Here is a 19,855-nt window from a genome sequence, read left to right on the forward strand (position 1 = left end):
TTAATATTAAATTAAACTATGAATAAATTTAATAATGAATTCAGGATATATACCTAATATAATTGTTATTATTGTTAATAATAAAAATAAGTTTTTAATATAAAAATAATATTTTTTATTTTTTATTGTCGAAATATATAAATTTTTATTTATTTTAGATGGTATTAAATATAAACTAATAATAATACGTAAATAATAATATAATCCTAAAGAACTTCCTAATATAATAATAGCGGTTAAATACCATATTTTAATTTTTATACTTAATGCTATTAGATAAAATTTAGAAATAAAACCTATAGTTAAAGGAATACCTGCTAAAGATAATAACATTATTGTTAATATAATAGTAAGTATTGGATCATACCAAAATAAACCACGGTAATAATATAATTTATCTGTATTTTTTTCTTGATAATTTAAACTTGTAAATAAATTTATTATTCCTAAAACAACTAAATTATTTATTATATATCCAATAATATATATACTCATCATTTCTAATGAAAAAATATGTGTTATGTATTTTTGATTATAAATAAGAATTGTAAACATATAGCCAATATGGGTTATAGAAGAATATGCTAATAAACGTTTAATATTATTTTTTGTTTTAATTCCCATTAAATTACCAAATATTATAGATAATATTGATAATAAAATTAATATTTTATATAAAAAAAATTTATTATTATTAATTTGAGAAAAATAAATTAAAAATTTTACTAAAAATATAAAAAGAGATGATTTATTAAATGTAGTTAAAAATATAGTTACAATTGTAGGAGCTCCTTGATAAACATCAGCAGTCCATAGATGAAATGGTACTATTGATAATTTTAGACTTATACTTACTAAAATTAAACAAAAACCAATCATAGTTAAGTAATTTATCAAAAAATTTTTATAAAATAAATAATGATTTAATAAAAATATAAAATTTAAACTTCCATTATCTAAATAAATAAAAGATATTCCTAATATTATAAATGATGAAGCTATTGTGGATAAAATTACATATTTAATGCTAGCTTCTAATGAATATTTTTGTTTGATATTATAACTTATTAATCCAAATATAGGTATAGATATTAATTCAATACCAACTAACATAGAAATAAAATTATTTGAATTTAGTAAAACTATACTACCTATTGTAGATATTATAGTTAATAAATAAAATTCATCTTGATATTTTAAAATAGATAACCATTTATATGATATTATACATGTTGCTATATTATTACAAAGTAATATAATTATATAAAAAGTTGAATATGTATCATTTGAAAACAGATAATTTACTGGGAAATGATTATTTTTAGTATAAAAAATAGATATTATTGTTAATATAAATCCTGAAATTGTAATAATTAAACTTGTTAAATTGTTACGTTTAATTGATATTTTTATTAATAAAAATATTGATAATGTAATAATAATAATTAAAGGTATTAATGATTTAGTCATAAAAAAATTCTATTTTATTTGATAAATTTATTTAAAATTAAATATAAATTTTATTTATAATTAGTTATTATAATTCTATTATAAATACCATTTATAGTCGTGTCTGATATATTTAAAATAATTTGTGGATAAAACCCTAAAATTAATAATAAAATTATAAGTATAAAAGTAATAATTTTTTCTCTTAAAAATATTTTTTTTATAAAAATATTTATTTTAGTTTTAGGACCATAAAAAATTTTCTGTATCATATTTAAAGAATAAATACTAGAAAATAATAAACTAAAAGAAGCAATGCTTGCACATATAGGATATGAATAAAAAGTACCTAATAAAATTAAAAATTCTCCTATAAAATTTCCTGTACCAGGTATTCCAATACTAGCTAAAGCAAAAAATAAAAATGTACTTGGTAATATATTTATTTTGTCCCAAATACCTCCCATTAATTTAATATTTCTTGTTTTTAACCTATCATATATTTGTCCACAAAGAATAAATTGTGCTGCGGCGGAAATACCATGTGATATCATTTGTATTATGACACCCTGATAGGCTATTTTATTATGACTATAAATCCCCATTAAAATAAAACCCATATGGGATATGGATGTATATGCTATAATTTTCTTTATATCAGATTGTATACAAGCCATCCAAGAACCATAAAATATACCAGATATTCCTAATAATATGGCAATAAATGAAAATTTTAAAGATGATACAGGGAATAATGGTAAAGTAAATCTTAATAAACCATAAGCAGCTGTTTTTAATAAAATACCAGCAAGATCTACTGAACCAGCTGTTGGAGCTTGACTATGTGCATCAGGTAACCATCCATGAAATGGAATGATAGGCATTTTAACAGCAAAAGCAATAAAAAAAGATAACATTAATAAAAATTCTGTTTTTAGATTTAAATGATTATTTAGTAAAGAACTATATTCAAAAGTTAATATACCAGTTAATTTTTGATTTAAAAAAACTAAAGATAAAATTCCACATAACATTAATAAACCACTAGATTGAGTATAAATAAAAAATTTAGTAGCTGCTTTTATACGACTATGTCCTATTTTTCCTTTATGACCCCATAAAGATATTAAAAAATACATAGGTATTAACATAATTTCCCAAAATAAAAAAAATAAAAACATATCTACAGATAAAAACACTCCAATAACTCCACTTAAAATCCATAATAAATTTAAATGGAAAAAACCATGCCATTTTTTTACTTCATTCCAAGAACATATAACTGCCATTATACCTAATAATCCAGTTAGATTAATCATTAATAATGATAATCCATCTATTGCTAAATGAAAATGAATGCCAAATCGAGGAATCCAATTTAATATAAATTCTGATATCCATATCGGATATATAAATAATATTTTTTTATTAAAATAAATTTTATATATAAAATATTCTAAAAATGATAATATAAAAATACAACTAATTGAAATTAAAGATATCCAACGAGGTAATTTAAAATTTATTTTTTCACTTTGCCAACAAATTAAACCGCTAATAAAAGGAATTAATATTAACCAGGGTAATAACATAAAATTTCCTAAGCATATTCTATTATTTTAATAAAAATATTAATTATATTATAAATTTAATATCAATTAATTATTAATTAATATTATTAAATATAATATAATAAATATTACTCCTAAATATATTAATGATATATACCAACGAATGTATCCGTTTTGACTTATTAATAATATATTACCTATTTGATTTATTATTTTTATTGTTAAAAAATCTATAAATTTAGAAATAGGATCATTTTTTATAATTGATAATATTTTTGTAAATATATTTACAAAAATTTTTTTATATATAAAATCTATATAACATCCATTTAGAAAAAAATTATTTATAAAAGAAAATCTATAATAATATTCTTTAATTATCTTATTAATAAAAATATTTTTTTGAACATATAATATATATAACATAAAACTAATAATAAATATTATAATAGATGATATTTCTAATATATGATTATATATATGATTATTTAGTAATATTTTATTAGGTAAAAAAATATTATTTTTTATTGGTAATAGCTTGATACCTATATAACTAGATAATATACTTAATAATATTAAAGGAAAATCATGTAAAAATTTACTGTTATTAATAATAATAGATGAAATATTATTTTTATTACTGTAAAATATGATATATATCATCCTGATAGTATATAAACAAGTAAAAAAACTACCTATGATACCAATAATAAATAATATAATATATTTATTTATTAAAATTTCATATAGTATTTTTTCTTTAGTAAAACCACTCATTGTTATAAAAGGAAAAGATACTAAAGATATAGAACCTAATATAAAACAATAATATATAAGAGGGAAATATTTTTTTATTTTTCCTATTTTGAATATATTTTGTTCATTGTTACATGATGTAATAATAGATGCAACACATAAAAAAAGTAATGCTTTAAAAAAAGCATGTGATATTACATGAAATAAAGCAGCATGAAAGGAATGAATTCCTAAAGCTACAAACATATATCCAATTTGACTCATAGTAGAATAAGCTAAAATTCGTTTTATATTATTTTGTGTTAATGCAGACCACCCGGATAATAATAATGTTATTGATCCAATAACACTAGTTAAAAATAGCGTATCATTCATTAAAAATAATATATTATTTCGTAATATTAAATAAATTCCTGCTGTAACCATAGTAGCTGCATGTATAAGTGCAGAAACTGGTGTGGGTCCAGCCATAGCATCTATTAACCATGTATTTAATGGAAATTGTGCAGATTTACCTAATGCTCCTATAATTAACATTATAGAAATTATTTTCAAATAATATGACTTATAATAAATAGAAGAAGATGTTATTAAATTTGATATTTCTAAAAAATTTAAAGTATGAAATATTTTAAATATCAAAAAAATACCAATAATTAAAAAAATATCACTAAAACGAGTAATTAAAAAGGCCTTTATAGCAGATAATCCATTTTTTGATTTTTTATAAAAAAATCCTATTAATAAATAGGAACACACTCCTACTCCTTCCCACCCGAAAAACATTAAGATAAAATTATTGGCTAAAATTAATAAAATCATATTTGCAATAAATAAATTAGTATATGCAAAAAATCTAGAATATCCTTCTTTATTTTTCATATACCAAATTGCAAAAATATGTATAATAAATCCTATCCATGTGGTCAGAAGTAACATGATTAAAGATAATTTATCTAAATAAAAAGAAAAATCAATACATAAATAGTCAATCTTTAATATTTTCCATAAAGTTTGTTTATATAAAAAAATATTATTTTTAATAAAAATAAATCCGATTAATAATGTAATAATTGCACTTATTCCTATAAAACTAACTCCAATTATTAAAATTTTAGTTTTATTAAGCTTATTTGAAAATAATGATAGTATAAAAAAACTAATTAATGGCATTAAAAAAATTAAAAAAATAAATTTCATCCATTCATCTCACTAATTGAATCAATATTAATATTATTTTTATAATAATATAATTTTATTAATAAAATTAAACTTATACAAGTTTCTATAGCTGATATACTTATTGATATAATATACATAATTTCTCCTTCTGTTTGTTTCCAATAATTACCAGAAATTATACATGATAATGCTGCAGCATTTATCATTATTTCAGTACAAATTAAAATATATAACATATTATTTCGTATTATTATTCCTGTTAATCCAATAATAAATATTAATATAATAAATATTAAAATATGATATAAAGGTATCATTTTATATTCTTCTTTTATTTTATAAAATTAATAAATAATTTTAAATTATTATTTTATTTTTCCTATATGTAAAACAGTAACTATACCTGATAATAAAAGTATTGATATCAATTCTACAATAATTTTATATTGTGTAAATAAATTTATGCCGATATCTTTAATATTAATATTATTCATAATAATAATATATTTTTTATTATATAAAATTTTTAAAATATAAAATATAAGTATTAAAAATAGTAACGTAAATAGGAACATAATAATTAAAAATAATATTTTTTTTAATAAAAATTTTTTTTCTTCTAACTTAATATTTTTATAATTTAATACCATTAAAACAAGTGTAAATAAAACAACAATAGCTCCGGCATAAATAATAATTTCTAATGAACCTGCAAAATAATCTCCTAAAATAAAAAATATACATGATATTGAAATTAATGAAATTAAAAAATATAATAATGTATAAATAGGATTAATACTAATAATAATTGAAAATGTAAAAATTATTGATATAAATCCTAAAATATAAAATATTATTTCCATATAAAACACCTTTTTAAAATTTAAAATTATGGTAATATATTTTTAATATCTACTTCGATATTTGAAGATTTATCTTTTTTATTATAATTATTTTTAATATTTACCCCTGAAACATCATAAAAATTATATTTGGTATATTTACCTTGAGTCTTTTTTAATAAATCATGTTTTTCATATACTAAATCCTTTCTATTAAATTCACATAATTCAAAATCTGGAATTAATTGTATGGCACCTGTAGGACAGGATTCTTCACAAAATCCACAAAAAATACATCTAGATATATTAATTCTAAAAAATTTTGGATAAGATCTGCCATTTTTATTTACTGCTTTTTTTAAAGTTATACAACTAACTGGACATGATACTGCACAAAGATTACATGCAACACAACGCTCATTATTATCAGAATCAGATGTTAATATAATTCTTCCTCTATATCTTGGTGGTAAATAAACTTTTTCCTCTGGATACATTATAGTTTCTCTTTTATTAAAAAGATTAATCCATACTAAAAAAAGACTTCTTATTTGACTTATTAAATATATAAAAAAATTTTTCATTTTCATTATTTTTTTGAAATATAATTGTTTTTTATTTTAATGCTATAAAAAATGCAGTAATAATAAGATTAATTAATGTTAATGGTAAACATATGAACCAACTAAAATACATTACGTTATCATAACGAGGTCTTGGCAAAGATGCTCTTATTAAAAAAAATAATATTATAAATATAATAGTTTTTCCTAAATACCATATTATAGGTGGAAAAAATGGACCTAACCATCCTCCAAAAAATAAAATTACAATTAAAGAAGATAAAACTATTATATTAATATATTCTCCAATAAAAAAAAGACCAAATTTCATTCCAGAATATTCAATATGATAACCATCAATAAGTTCTTGCTCTGTTTCTGGTTGATCAAAAGGATGTCTATGACATAATGCAATAGAAGCTATAAAAAATGATATAAAACCAAAAAATTGGGGAATTATATTCCAACAATATTTATATTGATAATAAACTATATCAAATAAATTAAAAGAACCCGTTTGACATATAATTCCCATTAAGGATAAACCTAAAAAAATTTCATAACTAATTATTTGAGCAACACCTCTTATAGATCCTAATAAAGCATATTTATTATTACTAGCCCATCCTGCAAATAAAATAGAATAAATAGAGAGACTAGCCATCATAAAAAAAAAAAGTATTCCAATATTTAAATTAGAAATCATTAACTGAGGTGTAAGAGGTAATGTAGCAAATACAGATAATAATGTATTAAAAGCTATAATTGGAGATATATTAAATAATAATTTATTTGAAAAATTTGGTGTCCAATCTTCTTTAAAAAAAATTTTTATCATATCTGCTAATATTTGTAAACATCCATATAATCCAACTCTATTAGGACCATAACGATTTTGAAATAAAGCTAATATACGTCGTTCAATAAAACTTAAAAAAGCACCACTTATTATTAATAATAATAATATAAATATTATTTTGATTAAAAATATTGGTTCTATAGAGTTTAAAAAAGAAAATAAAATCATTTTAATACCTTTATTTTTTCGATAGTTTTTCCTAAAAAAGATAATGGAATTTTTTTTGATCCTAATGGGATACTAATTAACCCTTGATGTAAAAATTCCGAAATACATGCTTGTAATATAAAAATATTATTTAAACAATGTAATTCAACTAAATTATTAGTTAAAATTCCTAATTTTTTAGCATCTTTTTTATTAAAAAAAACATAATAATTAGGAAAATATTTTTGTATCAAAAATGATTTTTGTATTAAACTATTACTATGAAATAGAGTATAATGTGAAATTATTATAAATTTATTAGATCTAATCAATTTATAATTATAATTATTTTTTTTTATATTTATTGTATGTTTTTTTTTTTGAAAAATTTTAAATCCGGTTGATCCATATTTTGATGAAATTCCTATTTCTTTTTGGAATTTATGTAATGCTTGAGATGAATTCCATCCAGGAGACCATAAAAATGGTATATGGGTACAATTAATATTTTCATTATAATTTCCCTCCATAGAAAAACTAAAAATAGTATCTTTATCTTCTGGTTGTTTAGGTTCATGTATATTAATATTAGATAATATAGATGTTCTTCCACTATATCTAATAGATGATCTTGCAAATTTCTTATTATATACCTTATAATTAGCTAAAGGTGATGCTTTATGAATACCATTAAGAATGGGGATATATTTTTCACATTTTTTAATAATATCATCTAATGTAATTTTTTTATTTAAATTATTTAGTTTTGCATATATTTTATATATCCATTTCCAACTAGATTTTCTATTATTATGTTTATTATAAAAAGAAGGTTTATATACTTGAAAAAATCGTTGTGCTCTACATTCATTATTAATTACAGTACCACTACTTTCTATAAAATTTGATACTGGTAATATTATATTAGCTTGTTTCATAGTTTTAGTTAAAATATGATCTAAAACAATTATATTAGGAATTTTAGCAAAAAAATTATTTAATTTATTTTTTTCCTCATAAAAATATAAATCATTTTCCATAATAATAATTGTATCTATATTTATAGAATTATTAGATTTGTTTTGTAGAAATAAATCATATAAAGATTTACCTTTAATTAAACCAATTCCCATACTATTTACTTCATTTAATACATAAAATAAACCTACATTTTTTTTTTTTTCATTTAATGCTTTGGCTATAGCATAAGAAGCAGAAATTAATTTTATAGAACTTGAGCCAGTTCCAGAAATAATTAAAGGTTTTTTAGCATTTAATAATATTTTTTTTATTTTTAAAATTTTATTTTTTAATTTATTATTATTTAAAATAATATTCATATTTTTATTACTAATATAATTAGCTAATATAAAACCAAATTTAGATTGATTTATAGTAGGTGCATAATAATTCCATGCAGAAATATCATCTAATAATGTTTTATCATTACTTGTTATAAATAATGGATTAAAAAATTTATTTTTAAAATTTAAAATTGCATCAGAATTCCAATAAGGAATGTCTTTATATTTTTTAATATTATTCAAACTATTTTTTATAGCTTGTCTTACTGCTAAGGCAGCTCTAGGATTAGTATTAGTTATATCTTCTCCTAATATTAAAATAGCATCATAATCTTCTATTTCAGATAATGTAGGAAAAAATATATTTTTATCTTGCAGTATTTTAATAATATAATTAATTTGTTTTTTTTCATTTTCTAAAATACCTAAATAAAAATTATTTTTTCCAACTAGTTTTTTTAAAATAAAATTACTTTCTATACTTGCTCTAGGAGAGCCAATACCAACTGTTTTTTTTGATTTTAAGATTAAACTAGTAATTTTTTTAATAATTTTTTTATCGTTTAAAGATAATTTTTTATTATTTTTATAATATTCTATCGAAATAGGATTACTTTTTAAAAAAGTATATCCATAGCCAAAATAACCTTTATCACAAAGAAAATAATGATTTATTTTTTCATGAAATCTATTTTGTATATTAGATAATTGTCCATAACGTTCACCTATAAAAATATTACATCCTAATGAACAATGTTGACAAATACTTGGAGCATATTGAAGATCCCATTTTCTTGCATAATTTATATTATAAGTTTTATCTGTAAAAACTCCTGTAGGACATATTTCAATTAAGTTTCCAGAAAAAGGATTTTCTAATATACCATCTATATATCTACCAAAATAAATATTATCTTTTGAACTAAAAACATTAAAATCTTTACCATCTGCATAATTTTTATAAAATCTTACACAACGATAACATGTAATACAACGATTCATTGTATGTGATATAAAAGGACCTAGATATTGATTTTTATATATCCTTTTAGGAAAATTATATCTACGAATATTATGTCCAGTCATAACAGTCATATCTTGTAAATGACAACTACCACCTTCATTACAAACAGGGCAGTCATGAGGATGATTCAACATTAATAATTCAATATTTTTTTTACGAAAATTAATAGAATCTTGATCATTAATAGAGATATATGATCCTTCAATAGGTGAAGACATACAGGACATAATTATTTGTCCATTTTTTTTTTGAATATTATCATGTTGTTTAATTGCACATTGACGACATGCACCTATACTTCCTAAAATTGGATGCCAACAAAAATATGGTAAATTAAAACCTAAAGATAGACATATTTTTAATAAATTATCTTTTTCATTAACTTTATATAATTTACCTTCTATATTAATATTAATCATAATATAAATTCCATAATACTATTTTAGTATATATAAATAAATTTAATTATATTAAATATAATAAATAAAAATTTTTATACGCAAAACATTTAATTATTAATTCCATATTCAAATTCATCTAAAAAATATTTTAATGCACTATTTAAAGGTTCCATAGCTCCTGGAGCATGTGCACAAAAGGAACCTCCATTTGTTAATTGTTGACTTATTTCTTTAAGAAGAATAATATCTTTTTTAGATCCCTTTTTTTTTTCTAAATTATTTAATATTTTAACAATCCAGGGTAATCCTTCTCGACAAGGAGTACAAAAACCACAAGATTCTCTAGCAAAAAAAATTTCCAAATTTTTTACTAAAGATAATATATTAATATTATTATCTATAGCTATAGATATTCCTGTTCCTAATCTACTACCCGCTTTACTAATATTTATAAAATCCATAGGTAAATCTAAATGATTTTCTATTAATAAACCAGTACCTGCTCCACCTGGTTGCCAAGCTTTTAATGAATAACCTTTTTTCATTCCTCCTGCATATTTTTCTAAAACTTCTCTAGCAGTTGTACCAAAAGGTAATTCCCATAATCCAGGTTTTTGAACATTTCCAGAAAAACCTAACATTTTAGTACCAGTATCATATTTACTTTTAGTTATATTTTTATACCAATTGGGTCCATATTTAATTATACCAGGTATATTAAATATAGTTTCAACATTATTAATACAAGTAGGTTTACCCCATAAACCAACTATAGCTGGATATGGAGGTTTAAATCGTGGATTAGCACGTTTTCCTTCTAAAGAATTAATTAAAGCTGTTTCTTCTCCACATATATATCTGCCTGCTCCTGTATGGAGATATAAATCAAAATTAAAATTACTATTTAATATATTTTTTCCTAAAAATTTAATTTTATAAGCTTCTTGTAAAGCTATATTTAAAATTTTTTCGCAATGTGTATATTCACCTCTTAAAAAAATATATCCTTTATTAGCTTGAATAGCAAAAGCACTAATAATTATACCTTCTATTAATTGATGAGGAATATGTTCTATTAAAAACCGATCTTTATATGTTCCAGGTTCCATTTCATCTGCGTTACATAAAAAATAACGTATTTCTTTATTATCTATTTTTGGAGGAATTAAACTCCATTTTAATCCTGTATAAAATCCACCACCTCCTCGTCCTTTTAATTTTGATTTTTTAATAATATTAATTATATCTTGAGGAGTATATTGGCATAAAATTTTTTTTAAATTTTGATAACCATCTTTTTTTATATATTTTTCTAAAAATATTGTTTTATTTTTATTAATACGCCATGTTAGAGGGTGTGTTTTTGGATTGGGTTTTATGATTTTCATTAATATAATGATCCAATATTTGATTTATATAATTAATAGATAATGAAGTATAAACTTTTTCATTAATCATTATAACAGGACTATTTTCACAATGTCCTAAACAACAAATAGGTATTAAAGTAAATAATTGATCACAAGTTGTTTGACCTGATTTAATATTTAATCTTTTTTGAATATATTTTAAAATTTTTTCATATTTTGTTATATAACAAACAACACTATCACAATATTTAATAACATATTTACCTACTGGTGATCTAAAAATTTGGCTATAAAATGTTGCTATACTATCAATTTCAGAAGGATTTATATCTAAAATATTAGAAGTAAGAATAATAATATTATCAGATATCCATCCATATTTTTTTTGAAAAAATATTAATATTTCAATGATAGCAGCGTTATTACATTCATAATTATTTTTAATTTTATTAATTATTTTTAATTCTTTTTCATTTAAAAAGATATTTATCTTATTAGTTATTTTTTTCATAATATTATTATTTTAACGATCTACATCAGACATAACAAAATCAATACTACCTAAATAAGTAATTAAATCAGATATTAAACTACCTTTAATTACAGATGGTATTTGCTGTAAATGAGGAAAACTAGGTGTTCTAATTCTAGTTCGATAACTCATTGTACTACCATCACTAATTAAATAATAACTATTAATTCCTTTTGTAGCTTCAATCATTTGAAATGATTCGTTAGCAGGTATTACGGGTCCCCAAGAAACTTGAACAAAATGATGAATTAAAGTTTCTATATCGTTTAACATTCTTTCTCTAAAAGGTGGTGTTGTTAAAGGATGATCAACTTTATGTTTTCCTTCAGGCATATAATTTAAACATTGTTTAATAATACTTAAACTTTGCCAAATTTCTTCAAATTTTAATAAAATTCTTGAATAAGAATCGCTAATATTATTTCCGGTGGGGATTTCAAAAACAAAATTTTCATATCCAGAATAAGGACGCCATTTACGTACATCAAAATTTAATCCAGTAGCTCTTAAACCTGTTCCAGTAATTCCCCATGATATTGCTTCTTTTTGATTATAAGATGCTATATTTTGAGATCTAGATATTAAAATACTATTTTGTAAAGCTACTTTTTTATATATATTTAACCTTTTAGGTAACCAACTTAATAATTTTTTAACTAAAAAATTCCATCCGTAAGGTAAATCTTGTGCTAATCCTCCTATTCTAAACCATGCAGGATGCATTCTAGCTCCTGTAATAGCTTCAATTATATCATATATTTTTTGTCTATCTGTGAAAACTAAAAATATAGGAGTCATTATACCTAAATCCTGCATAAAAGTGGATAAACATAATAAATGACTATTAATACGAAATAATTCGGATAACATTACTCTAATAACTTTAATTTTATCTGTAACAATAATATTAGCTAATTTTTCTATAGCAAGAATATAAGGCATTTCATTTACACAACCACCTAAATATTCAATTCTATCTGTATATGGTATATATGTATGCCATGTTTGTCTTTCTGCTATTTTTTCTGCTCCTCGGTGATGATATCCTATTTCAGGTATGCATTTTATAATTACTTCTCCAGATAATTGTAATATTATTCTAAAAGCACCATGTACTGAAGGGTGATTTGGTCCTAAATTAAGATACATATAATCATCTAATTTATTTTTTATTTTTAGATTAAAATCTTCTGGATTAAATTTAGTAGATTTAATATCTTTTTTATATTTTTCTTTTGTTAAAAAATAAGGTGTAGATTCTGTGGCTCTAAAAGGGAAATCCTTACGTAAAGGATAACCATAATTCCAATTTTTGGGGAGTAATATATGTGATAAACAGGGATGATTAATAAAATTAATTCCAAACATTTCCCAAATTTCTCTTTCATACCAATTAGCATTTTTAAAAAAATTTGTAATAGTATTAATTTTTAAAAAATTTTCTTTTAAAGGAATTTTTATAATAATATCAGAATTTCTATTAATAGATATTAAATAATAAAATAATGAAAAATCCATTTCTTTCATTAAACTAAATTTATTAATATGTAATCTTTCATCTATACCATGCATATCATATAACATATTATATGGATTATTTATTTCAGAAAAAAATTTTATAAATTTTATTAAATCTTTTGATTTAATCCAGATAGTGAATGGCATTTTGTCAGTAGAATTATTTTGTATAATAAAATCTTTAAAATTAAAATTTTTATTTATTTCATTTATAATAGGTTCTATATTTTTTTTAGAAAAAGATTGATTATGTACATCTCCTATTTTTTTTACCACATTATCAAAAAAATTATTCATGATAGATCCTACACATAATAGGTGATATTATATATTTTTTATTGATTTAAATTTAATATTTTTAGCATTAAAAATTTTATTAGATGATTTTAATTTAGCTTTATAAATACCTTGATCTCCTACAATCCAGGATAAAGGACGTCTTTCATAATTTATAGATTTTTGTAATAATAATAATGCTTGTATATATGCTTCTGGTCTAGGAGGACATCCTGGTATATAAATATCTACAGGTAAAAATTTATCTACTCCTTGTACTACAGAATATATATCATACATTCCTCCTGAATTAGCACATGCTCCCATTGAAATAACCCATTTGGGTTCTAACATTTGATCATATAATCTTTGTATAATAGGTGCCATTTTTAAAAAACAAGTACCCGCTATTACCATAAAATCAGCTTGTCTTGGAGATGCTCGTAATACTTCTGATCCAAAACGAGAAATATCATTAATAGATGTAAATGATGTAGTCATTTCAACATAACAACAAGATAATCCAAAATTGTAGGGCCATAAAGAATTTTTTCTACCCCAATTAACAATTTGATGTGTAATTTTTTTTAAATTACCTAAAAAAATATTTTTACTAATTTGATCATTTAAAGGATCTGTATTAATATTTTTTTTATTTTCTAAGGGATAATTTTTTTTATTAATTTTAATGTCATGTAAAGTATATTTCATATTATTATATATATTTTATATTAATTAAATATTTTTAAATTTCCAATTTAGAGCTTTCATTTTAAATAAATAAAATAAAGTCACTAAAATAGTAAAAATAAATAAAATTCCTTCAAATAAACTTTCTAATTTTAATATTCTCAAAGTAACAGACCATAAATATAAATATAAAGTTTCAATATCAAAAATTATAAAAAATATTGCTATTAAATAAAAATTAATATGTATTTTAATTTGAGAAATATTATAAGAATAAGCTCCTGATTCAAATGGTATCTGTTTATCTAAACCATATGAATGTCCTCCTAAAAATGATGATATTAATATTACTATACAACTAATAGTAATAGCAAAAATTTGAAATATTACAAAATATTGAAAATTATAAGTTAGTTTATTTATTAGCATAATTGATTTTTTAAGAATAAATTTATATTACATAATTTTTTATTAAAAAATTTTTTAAATCAGAAAAATTATTAGATAATATATAAGATAAATTTTTTTTTTTTATACAATTAATTAAAATTTTAGGTAATATTATTTTTTTATGTAATATCTTATAAATATAATTTTGAAATTTAGCTGGATGTGCGGTACCAAGAAATACATTAAATGTATCTTTTTTTAAAATTTGTTTTTCTAATGCACAAAAACTTACAGCTGTATGAGGTTCTAAAATATATTTATATTTATTAAAAACATTTATTGTTGTTCTAGTTGTTTGTTCATCTGTAATAGAACAAGATTCTAATTTATTTAAATTCCAGTTGTTTTTATTAAAAATTTCTATAATTCTAGGCCAATTATTGGGAATACTAACATCCATAGCATTAGATAGTGTCGATATTGTTTTTTTAGGTTGCCAGTATCCTTTATTTAAATATCTAGGAATTGTATCATTTATATTAGTTGCTGCAATAAATTTATAAATAGGTAATCCTATTGTTTTAGCTATTAATCCAGCAGTTAAATTACCAAAATTACCACTAGGTACTGAAAAAATTATTTTTTTTTCTTTTTGATTTAAAGGAATTTGAGCAAAAGCTTCAAAATAATAACATATTTGTGCAATTACTCTACTTATATTAATAGAATTTGCAGAATTTAAATATAATAATTTTGTAAGTTCTTTATCTTGAAAAACTTGTTTTATAAGTCTTTGACAATCATCAAAATTACCTTTAATCGCAATTGTATTTATATTATTTCCTAATGTACAAAATAATTTTTCTTGTAAAATAGAAATTTTTTTATATGGATATAATATGACAACTTTAATATTTTTAATTTTATAAAAAGCATGAGCAACAGCAGCACCTGTATCACCAGAAGTAGCAGTTAAAATAATAATTTTTTTTTTTCTATTAAAAAAATTTAATATTTGAGCCATAAAACGTACCCCAAAATCTTTAAATGCTAGAGTAGGTCCATGAAATAATTCTAAACAAGCAATATTTTTATCAATTAAATTTAATAATAATGGAAAATTAAATGCTTTAGTAATTTGTAATTTTAAATCATTTGATAAAATTTCTTTTTCATCTAAAAATAATGAAATTATATAATTACTTCTATCTATAAAATTTAAATTTAATAGATCTTTAATTATTTTATTATTTAATTTTGGTAAATTCATAGGAAAAAATAAACCTTGATTTTTACCTAAACCTTTTTTTAATGCTTGATTAAAATTTATATTTTCTTTTCGATAATTAAGATTATAAAATTTCATTTTTTCTCCATAATTTGGGTTCCTGTATTATTAATTTTACATATATAAACAAATCCTGTATTATTTTGTAAATAATTTTTTTTTAACCATTTAACCATATCGTATGCAAAATGCAAATTATTAAAAATACTAAATATAGTAGGCCCTGAACCTGAAATTCCATAACTTAAAGCGCCTAATTTTTTTGCTATATAAGAAATTTTTTCAAAATTAGGTATTAAAGATTTTCTATATGGTTCAGCAATAAAATCTTTCATTAATTTTGATGCTAATAATTCTTGTTTTGTATAACTAGCATTAATAAAACCTGCTAGAAATTGACTTTGTTTAATAAAAATTTCTTTTTTATATAATTTTGGTAAAACTTTTCTAGAACAAAAAGTAGATAATCCAGTCCCTGGATACGCGATAACCCAAAGCCAATTTTTAAAAATTGGAATATTTTGAATGATTAAATTATTTTTATTAATAATTAATATTAATTTCATACCTCCTAATAAACAGGGAGCTATATTATCATAGTGTATATTTCCTGATAATAATCCTTCTAGTTCTCCCATTAATTTTAGTAAATCAATATTATTTATTGGGTTATTACAAAATAAATTTATTGCTTTTAAACATGAAACTATTGAACATGCACTAGAACCTAGTCCTGATGCTATAGGAACATTTTTTTCTAAAATTATTTTTAGAGGAATTTGTTTACCAATTTTATCACAAAATTTTGTCCAGCAATGAAAAATAATATTTTCATAATTATTTTTTGGTAAATCGTTTGAAAAGCGACCTTTATTAATTAAAGTAAATTTATTAGATTCAGAAATTGTTATTAAATCTCCTAAAATACCTTTATCAATTCTAGATAATGCAATCCCTAATGTATCAAAACCTACATTAATATTTCCAATAGAAGCAGGAGAATAAATTTTAATCATAAATAATAATTCCTTATATTTAAATTAAACGCAATAAATCAGTTAATACTCCTGCTGCAGTAACATCATTACCGGCTCCATATCCTCTAAGTACTAAAGGATATGGTTTATAATAATTAGTATAAAAAGCAAAAGAATTTTCTCCATTTTTTATTTTAAAGAAAGGATGATTATTATCAACTTTTCTAATTTTTACATTACATTCACCTTGTGAATTTATACTTCCAATATATCGTAATACTTTATTATCTTTTTTTGCTTCTTGAATTTTTTTTGTATAAATTATATCTAATTCTGATAAAGAATTAAAAAATTCTGAAAGAGATTTTTTTTTATTGAAGGTATCAGGTATAATGGGTTCAATAATAATATTATTTAATTCTATTTTTAAACCAATTTCTCTTGCTAATATAAGTAATTTTCTCGCTACATCTTTTCCTGTGAGATCTGTTCGAGGATCTGGTTCTGTAAAACCCATTTCTTGAGCCATTTTTATTGATTTAGATAAAATAATACCATCTTCTAACTTACCAAAAATATATGAAAGTGAACCGGATAAGATCCCAATAAAATTATTAAGTTTATCACCTGTTTTAATTATATTTTGTAATGTATTAATAACTGGTAATCCAGCACCAACGTTAGTTTCATAATAAAAATTTAAATTTAATTTATTTGCAGTAAAACGTATTTGATTATAATATTCTATTGTAGAAGAATTTGCTCTTTTATTAGTAGCAATTATATTAAAACCATGATTTAAAAAATTTACATATTGATCTGCAATTTTTTGTGAAGAAGTACAATCAATAATTACAGGATTTATAAATTTATATTTATTATAATTTCTTATTAAATTTTCTATTGTATTATTAAGATTATGTTTAATTTCTTCTTTCCAATTTTTAATTTTAATGCCATTAAAATTAAATAGAAAATTTTTTGTGTTCATAATACTACAAATTTTTAAAAAAATATTTTTATTTTTAAAATAACATTTATTTTTATAAATTTGTTTTAATAAAGTACTACCAATACTTCCAGTACCTATTATAAATACTTCTAATATTTTTTCTTTATGAAATAAAGTTTTATATGTTAATTCTATAATATTTTTTGCATATTTTTCTTTTATAGCAACAGTAATGTAATTTTGAAAAATATTTTGTGATATAGTATATATATTTATATTTGTTATTTTAAAAATATTTAAAAATTTAGAAATTATATTTGTAGAATGGTTAATATTATTATTAACTAATGTAATTAATGATAAATTTTTAATTATTTTAATTGATTTAATTAATTTATATTGTAATTCTAAATAAAATTCTTCTTCTAATAAAATTTTCAAATTATCTAAATTTTTATTTGATAATAAAATATTAATATTACAATCTTCTGAAGATTGATTAATAAAATAAATAGATATTTTTAAATTAAAAACAAAAAATAATATTCGTGCTATAATGCTTTTTATTTGTTTATTTTTATTACCACTAATATTTAATATAGATATATTTTTTAATTCAGTAATTCCTTTTATTTTTGGTAATATGTATTGATTAACATCAAAATTATTTATTATAGTTCCACTATATTTTGGATTTATTATATTTTTAATAATACAAGGTATATTATTTTGTATCATTGGAGCCAAAGTTTTATAATGGATTACTTTAGCACCAAAATATGCTAATGTTATAGCTTCTTTATAAGTAATAAATTTTAATAATTGTTTATTAGGTATAATATTAGGATCAGCTGTATATATACCATCTACATCAGTCCAAATTTCACAACATTGAGCTTTTAAACAAACAGCTAATACTGCTGCAGAATAATCAGATCCATTTCTACCTAATAAAACCGTTTCTTTTTCTTTATTAACAGCAGAAAATCCAGGCATTAATATTATATCAAAAAAAGATAAATTAATATTTCTAATATTTTTTAAACTTACACTAATATCTACTGTAGATTCTAAATAAGTACCATATGCTAATAAATATTTTTTAGGAGAAATTATAAATATTTTATATTTTTTTATTTTTAATAAATATTCTAATATTAGAATGGAAAATTTTTCACCTTGTGATAAAATTTTTGCTTTTATCATATCAGGACAATAATTAAGTAAATTAATACCATGTAAAAGTTTTTCAATTTTATTGATAATTTTTTTAATATTATTATTAATAATATTTATATCTAAATTTTTTATATTTTTTTTTAAATCATTAATTAAATTTATAAAAAAATTTTGTATATAAATTAGATCTTTTTTATAATTTTTTTTTTTTATAGATTTATCTATCATTATTTCTAATATATTTGTAATATTTGCAGGAGCAGATAAAACAACAGCTATTTTTTCATTTTTTAAGTAAATATTAACTATATTAATTACTAATAAAAATCTCTCTGCATTTTTTAAAGAAGTTCCACCAAATTTCAATACTCTCATATTATTAAACCACCTAAAATTTTAAAATATAAAAATATGAATAAATATATATATTTATAATTTTTATAAAATGAATATATTGATAATAATATTATTTAATAATAAAATTTTTATTTTTTAATAAAATAAAAAATAAAAATTTTACTTTAAATAATAAGTTATTATTAATAAAAAATTATAAATAATTTAAAATAAACAATATTATTATTT

At 20.4% G+C, this 19,855-nt stretch carries 16 protein-coding genes; all 16 read right to left on the minus strand.

Annotation, left to right across the window (positions count from 1 at the left end; translation table 11 throughout):
• Positions 1-6 precede the first annotated feature (6 nt).
• The 16 genes from GJU02_RS01825 to thrA all read right to left on the minus strand — a co-directional run bounded on the left by GJU02_RS01825 (position 7) and on the right by thrA (position 19,645).
• Positions 7-1,470, minus strand: coding sequence for an NADH-quinone oxidoreductase subunit N (locus GJU02_RS01825; RefSeq protein ID WP_168919375.1), 1,464 nt, complete (start codon positions 1,468-1,470; stop codon positions 7-9).
• A gap of 50 nt (positions 1,471-1,520) precedes the next feature.
• Entirely contained in the window at positions 1,521-3,041 is a 1,521-nt protein-coding gene (gene nuoM, locus GJU02_RS01830; protein WP_168919376.1) for an NADH-quinone oxidoreductase subunit M, read from the minus strand.
• Between the two features lie 66 nt (positions 3,042-3,107).
• Positions 3,108-4,976: an NADH-quinone oxidoreductase subunit L gene (gene nuoL / locus GJU02_RS01835; protein WP_168919377.1), complete on the minus strand. Its 1,869-nt coding sequence runs from the start codon at positions 4,974-4,976 to the stop codon at positions 3,108-3,110.
• Positions 4,973-5,275 carry an NADH-quinone oxidoreductase subunit NuoK gene (gene nuoK / locus GJU02_RS01840; protein WP_168919378.1) on the minus strand — a complete coding sequence of 101 codons (303 nt, stop codon included), beginning with the start codon at positions 5,273-5,275 and terminating at the stop codon, positions 4,973-4,975. The genes nuoL and nuoK overlap by 4 nt, the downstream gene beginning before the upstream one ends.
• Positions 5,276-5,323: 48 nt before the next feature.
• Complete coding sequence (locus GJU02_RS01845; protein WP_168919379.1) at positions 5,324-5,821, minus strand: NADH-quinone oxidoreductase subunit J; 498 nt, start codon at positions 5,819-5,821, stop codon at positions 5,324-5,326.
• 26 nt (positions 5,822-5,847) lie between these two features.
• Positions 5,848-6,390, minus strand: a complete 543-nt coding sequence (nuoI, locus tag GJU02_RS01850) for an NADH-quinone oxidoreductase subunit NuoI (protein ID WP_168919380.1) — start codon at positions 6,388-6,390, stop codon at positions 5,848-5,850.
• Between the two features lie 25 nt (positions 6,391-6,415).
• The gene (gene nuoH, locus GJU02_RS01855) at positions 6,416-7,390 is read right to left on the minus strand and encodes an NADH-quinone oxidoreductase subunit NuoH (protein ID WP_168919381.1); all 975 of its coding nucleotides are present in this window, start codon (positions 7,388-7,390) and stop codon (positions 6,416-6,418) included.
• The gene (gene nuoG, locus GJU02_RS01860) at positions 7,387-10,116 is read right to left on the minus strand and encodes an NADH-quinone oxidoreductase subunit NuoG (RefSeq protein WP_168919382.1); all 2,730 of its coding nucleotides are present in this window, start codon (positions 10,114-10,116) and stop codon (positions 7,387-7,389) included. The genes nuoH and nuoG overlap by 4 nt, the downstream gene beginning before the upstream one ends.
• 89 nt (positions 10,117-10,205) lie before the next feature.
• Positions 10,206-11,486, minus strand: coding sequence for an NADH-quinone oxidoreductase subunit NuoF (gene nuoF, locus GJU02_RS01865; protein WP_168919383.1), 1,281 nt, complete (start codon positions 11,484-11,486; stop codon positions 10,206-10,208).
• A complete protein-coding gene (gene nuoE / locus GJU02_RS01870; RefSeq protein WP_168919384.1) occupies positions 11,434-11,979 on the minus strand; it encodes an NADH-quinone oxidoreductase subunit NuoE in 546 nt (181 codons plus the stop codon). The genes nuoF and nuoE overlap by 53 nt, the downstream gene beginning before the upstream one ends.
• Before the next feature lie 12 nt (positions 11,980-11,991).
• A complete protein-coding gene (gene nuoC / locus GJU02_RS01875) occupies positions 11,992-13,815 on the minus strand; it encodes an NADH-quinone oxidoreductase subunit C/D (protein WP_168919385.1) in 1,824 nt (607 codons plus the stop codon).
• A gap of 27 nt (positions 13,816-13,842) precedes the next feature.
• Positions 13,843-14,505, minus strand: a complete 663-nt coding sequence (locus GJU02_RS01880; RefSeq protein WP_168919386.1) for a NuoB/complex I 20 kDa subunit family protein — start codon at positions 14,503-14,505, stop codon at positions 13,843-13,845.
• 24 nt (positions 14,506-14,529) lie between these two features.
• On the minus strand, positions 14,530-14,913 hold the full coding sequence (gene ndhC / locus GJU02_RS01885; RefSeq protein ID WP_168919387.1) for an NADH-quinone oxidoreductase subunit A: 384 nt from the start codon (positions 14,911-14,913) through the stop codon (positions 14,530-14,532).
• 22 nt (positions 14,914-14,935) lie between these two features.
• Complete coding sequence (gene thrC / locus GJU02_RS01890; protein ID WP_168919388.1) at positions 14,936-16,240, minus strand: threonine synthase; 1,305 nt, start codon at positions 16,238-16,240, stop codon at positions 14,936-14,938.
• On the minus strand, positions 16,237-17,178 hold the full coding sequence (gene thrB / locus GJU02_RS01895) for a homoserine kinase (RefSeq protein ID WP_168919389.1): 942 nt from the start codon (positions 17,176-17,178) through the stop codon (positions 16,237-16,239). The genes thrC and thrB overlap by 4 nt, the downstream gene beginning before the upstream one ends.
• A 19-nt stretch (positions 17,179-17,197) precedes the next feature.
• On the minus strand, positions 17,198-19,645 hold the full coding sequence (gene thrA, locus GJU02_RS01900) for a bifunctional aspartate kinase/homoserine dehydrogenase I (RefSeq protein WP_168919390.1): 2,448 nt from the start codon (positions 19,643-19,645) through the stop codon (positions 17,198-17,200).
• Positions 19,646-19,855: the final 210 nt, after the last annotated feature.

This window comes from Enterobacteriaceae endosymbiont of Donacia thalassina (assembly GCF_012568245.1).
Taxonomy (GTDB): domain Bacteria; phylum Pseudomonadota; class Gammaproteobacteria; order Enterobacterales; family Enterobacteriaceae.

Bases quoted from the DNA above. Each gene is read 5' to 3' on its own strand.
- GJU02_RS01825 (WP_168919375.1), bottom strand. From the start codon at position 1,470: ATGACTAAATCATTAATACCTTTAATTATTATTATTACATTATCAATA.
- nuoM (WP_168919376.1), bottom strand. From the start codon at position 3,041: ATGTTATTACCCTGGTTAATATTAATTCCTTTTATTAGCGGTTTAATT.
- nuoL (WP_168919377.1), bottom strand. From the start codon at position 4,976: ATGAAATTTATTTTTTTAATTTTTTTAATGCCATTAATTAGTTTTTTT.
- nuoK (WP_168919378.1), bottom strand. From the start codon at position 5,275: ATGATACCTTTATATCATATTTTAATATTTATTATATTAATATTTATT.
- GJU02_RS01845 (WP_168919379.1), bottom strand. From the start codon at position 5,821: ATGGAAATAATATTTTATATTTTAGGATTTATATCAATAATTTTTACA.
- nuoI (WP_168919380.1), bottom strand. From the start codon at position 6,390: ATGAAAATGAAAAATTTTTTTATATATTTAATAAGTCAAATAAGAAGT.
- nuoH (WP_168919381.1), bottom strand. From the start codon at position 7,390: ATGATTTTATTTTCTTTTTTAAACTCTATAGAACCAATATTTTTAATC.
- nuoG (WP_168919382.1), bottom strand. From the start codon at position 10,116: ATGATTAATATTAATATAGAAGGTAAATTATATAAAGTTAATGAAAAA.
- nuoF (WP_168919383.1), bottom strand. From the start codon at position 11,486: ATGAAAATCATAAAACCCAATCCAAAAACACACCCTCTAACATGGCGT.
- nuoE (WP_168919384.1), bottom strand. From the start codon at position 11,979: ATGAAAAAAATAACTAATAAGATAAATATCTTTTTAAATGAAAAAGAA.
- nuoC (WP_168919385.1), bottom strand. From the start codon at position 13,815: ATGAATAATTTTTTTGATAATGTGGTAAAAAAAATAGGAGATGTACAT.
- GJU02_RS01880 (WP_168919386.1), bottom strand. From the start codon at position 14,505: ATGAAATATACTTTACATGACATTAAAATTAATAAAAAAAATTATCCC.
- ndhC (WP_168919387.1), bottom strand. From the start codon at position 14,913: ATGCTAATAAATAAACTAACTTATAATTTTCAATATTTTGTAATATTT.
- thrC (WP_168919388.1), bottom strand. From the start codon at position 16,240: ATGAAATTTTATAATCTTAATTATCGAAAAGAAAATATAAATTTTAAT.
- thrB (WP_168919389.1), bottom strand. From the start codon at position 17,178: ATGATTAAAATTTATTCTCCTGCTTCTATTGGAAATATTAATGTAGGT.
- thrA (WP_168919390.1), bottom strand. From the start codon at position 19,645: ATGAGAGTATTGAAATTTGGTGGAACTTCTTTAAAAAATGCAGAGAGA.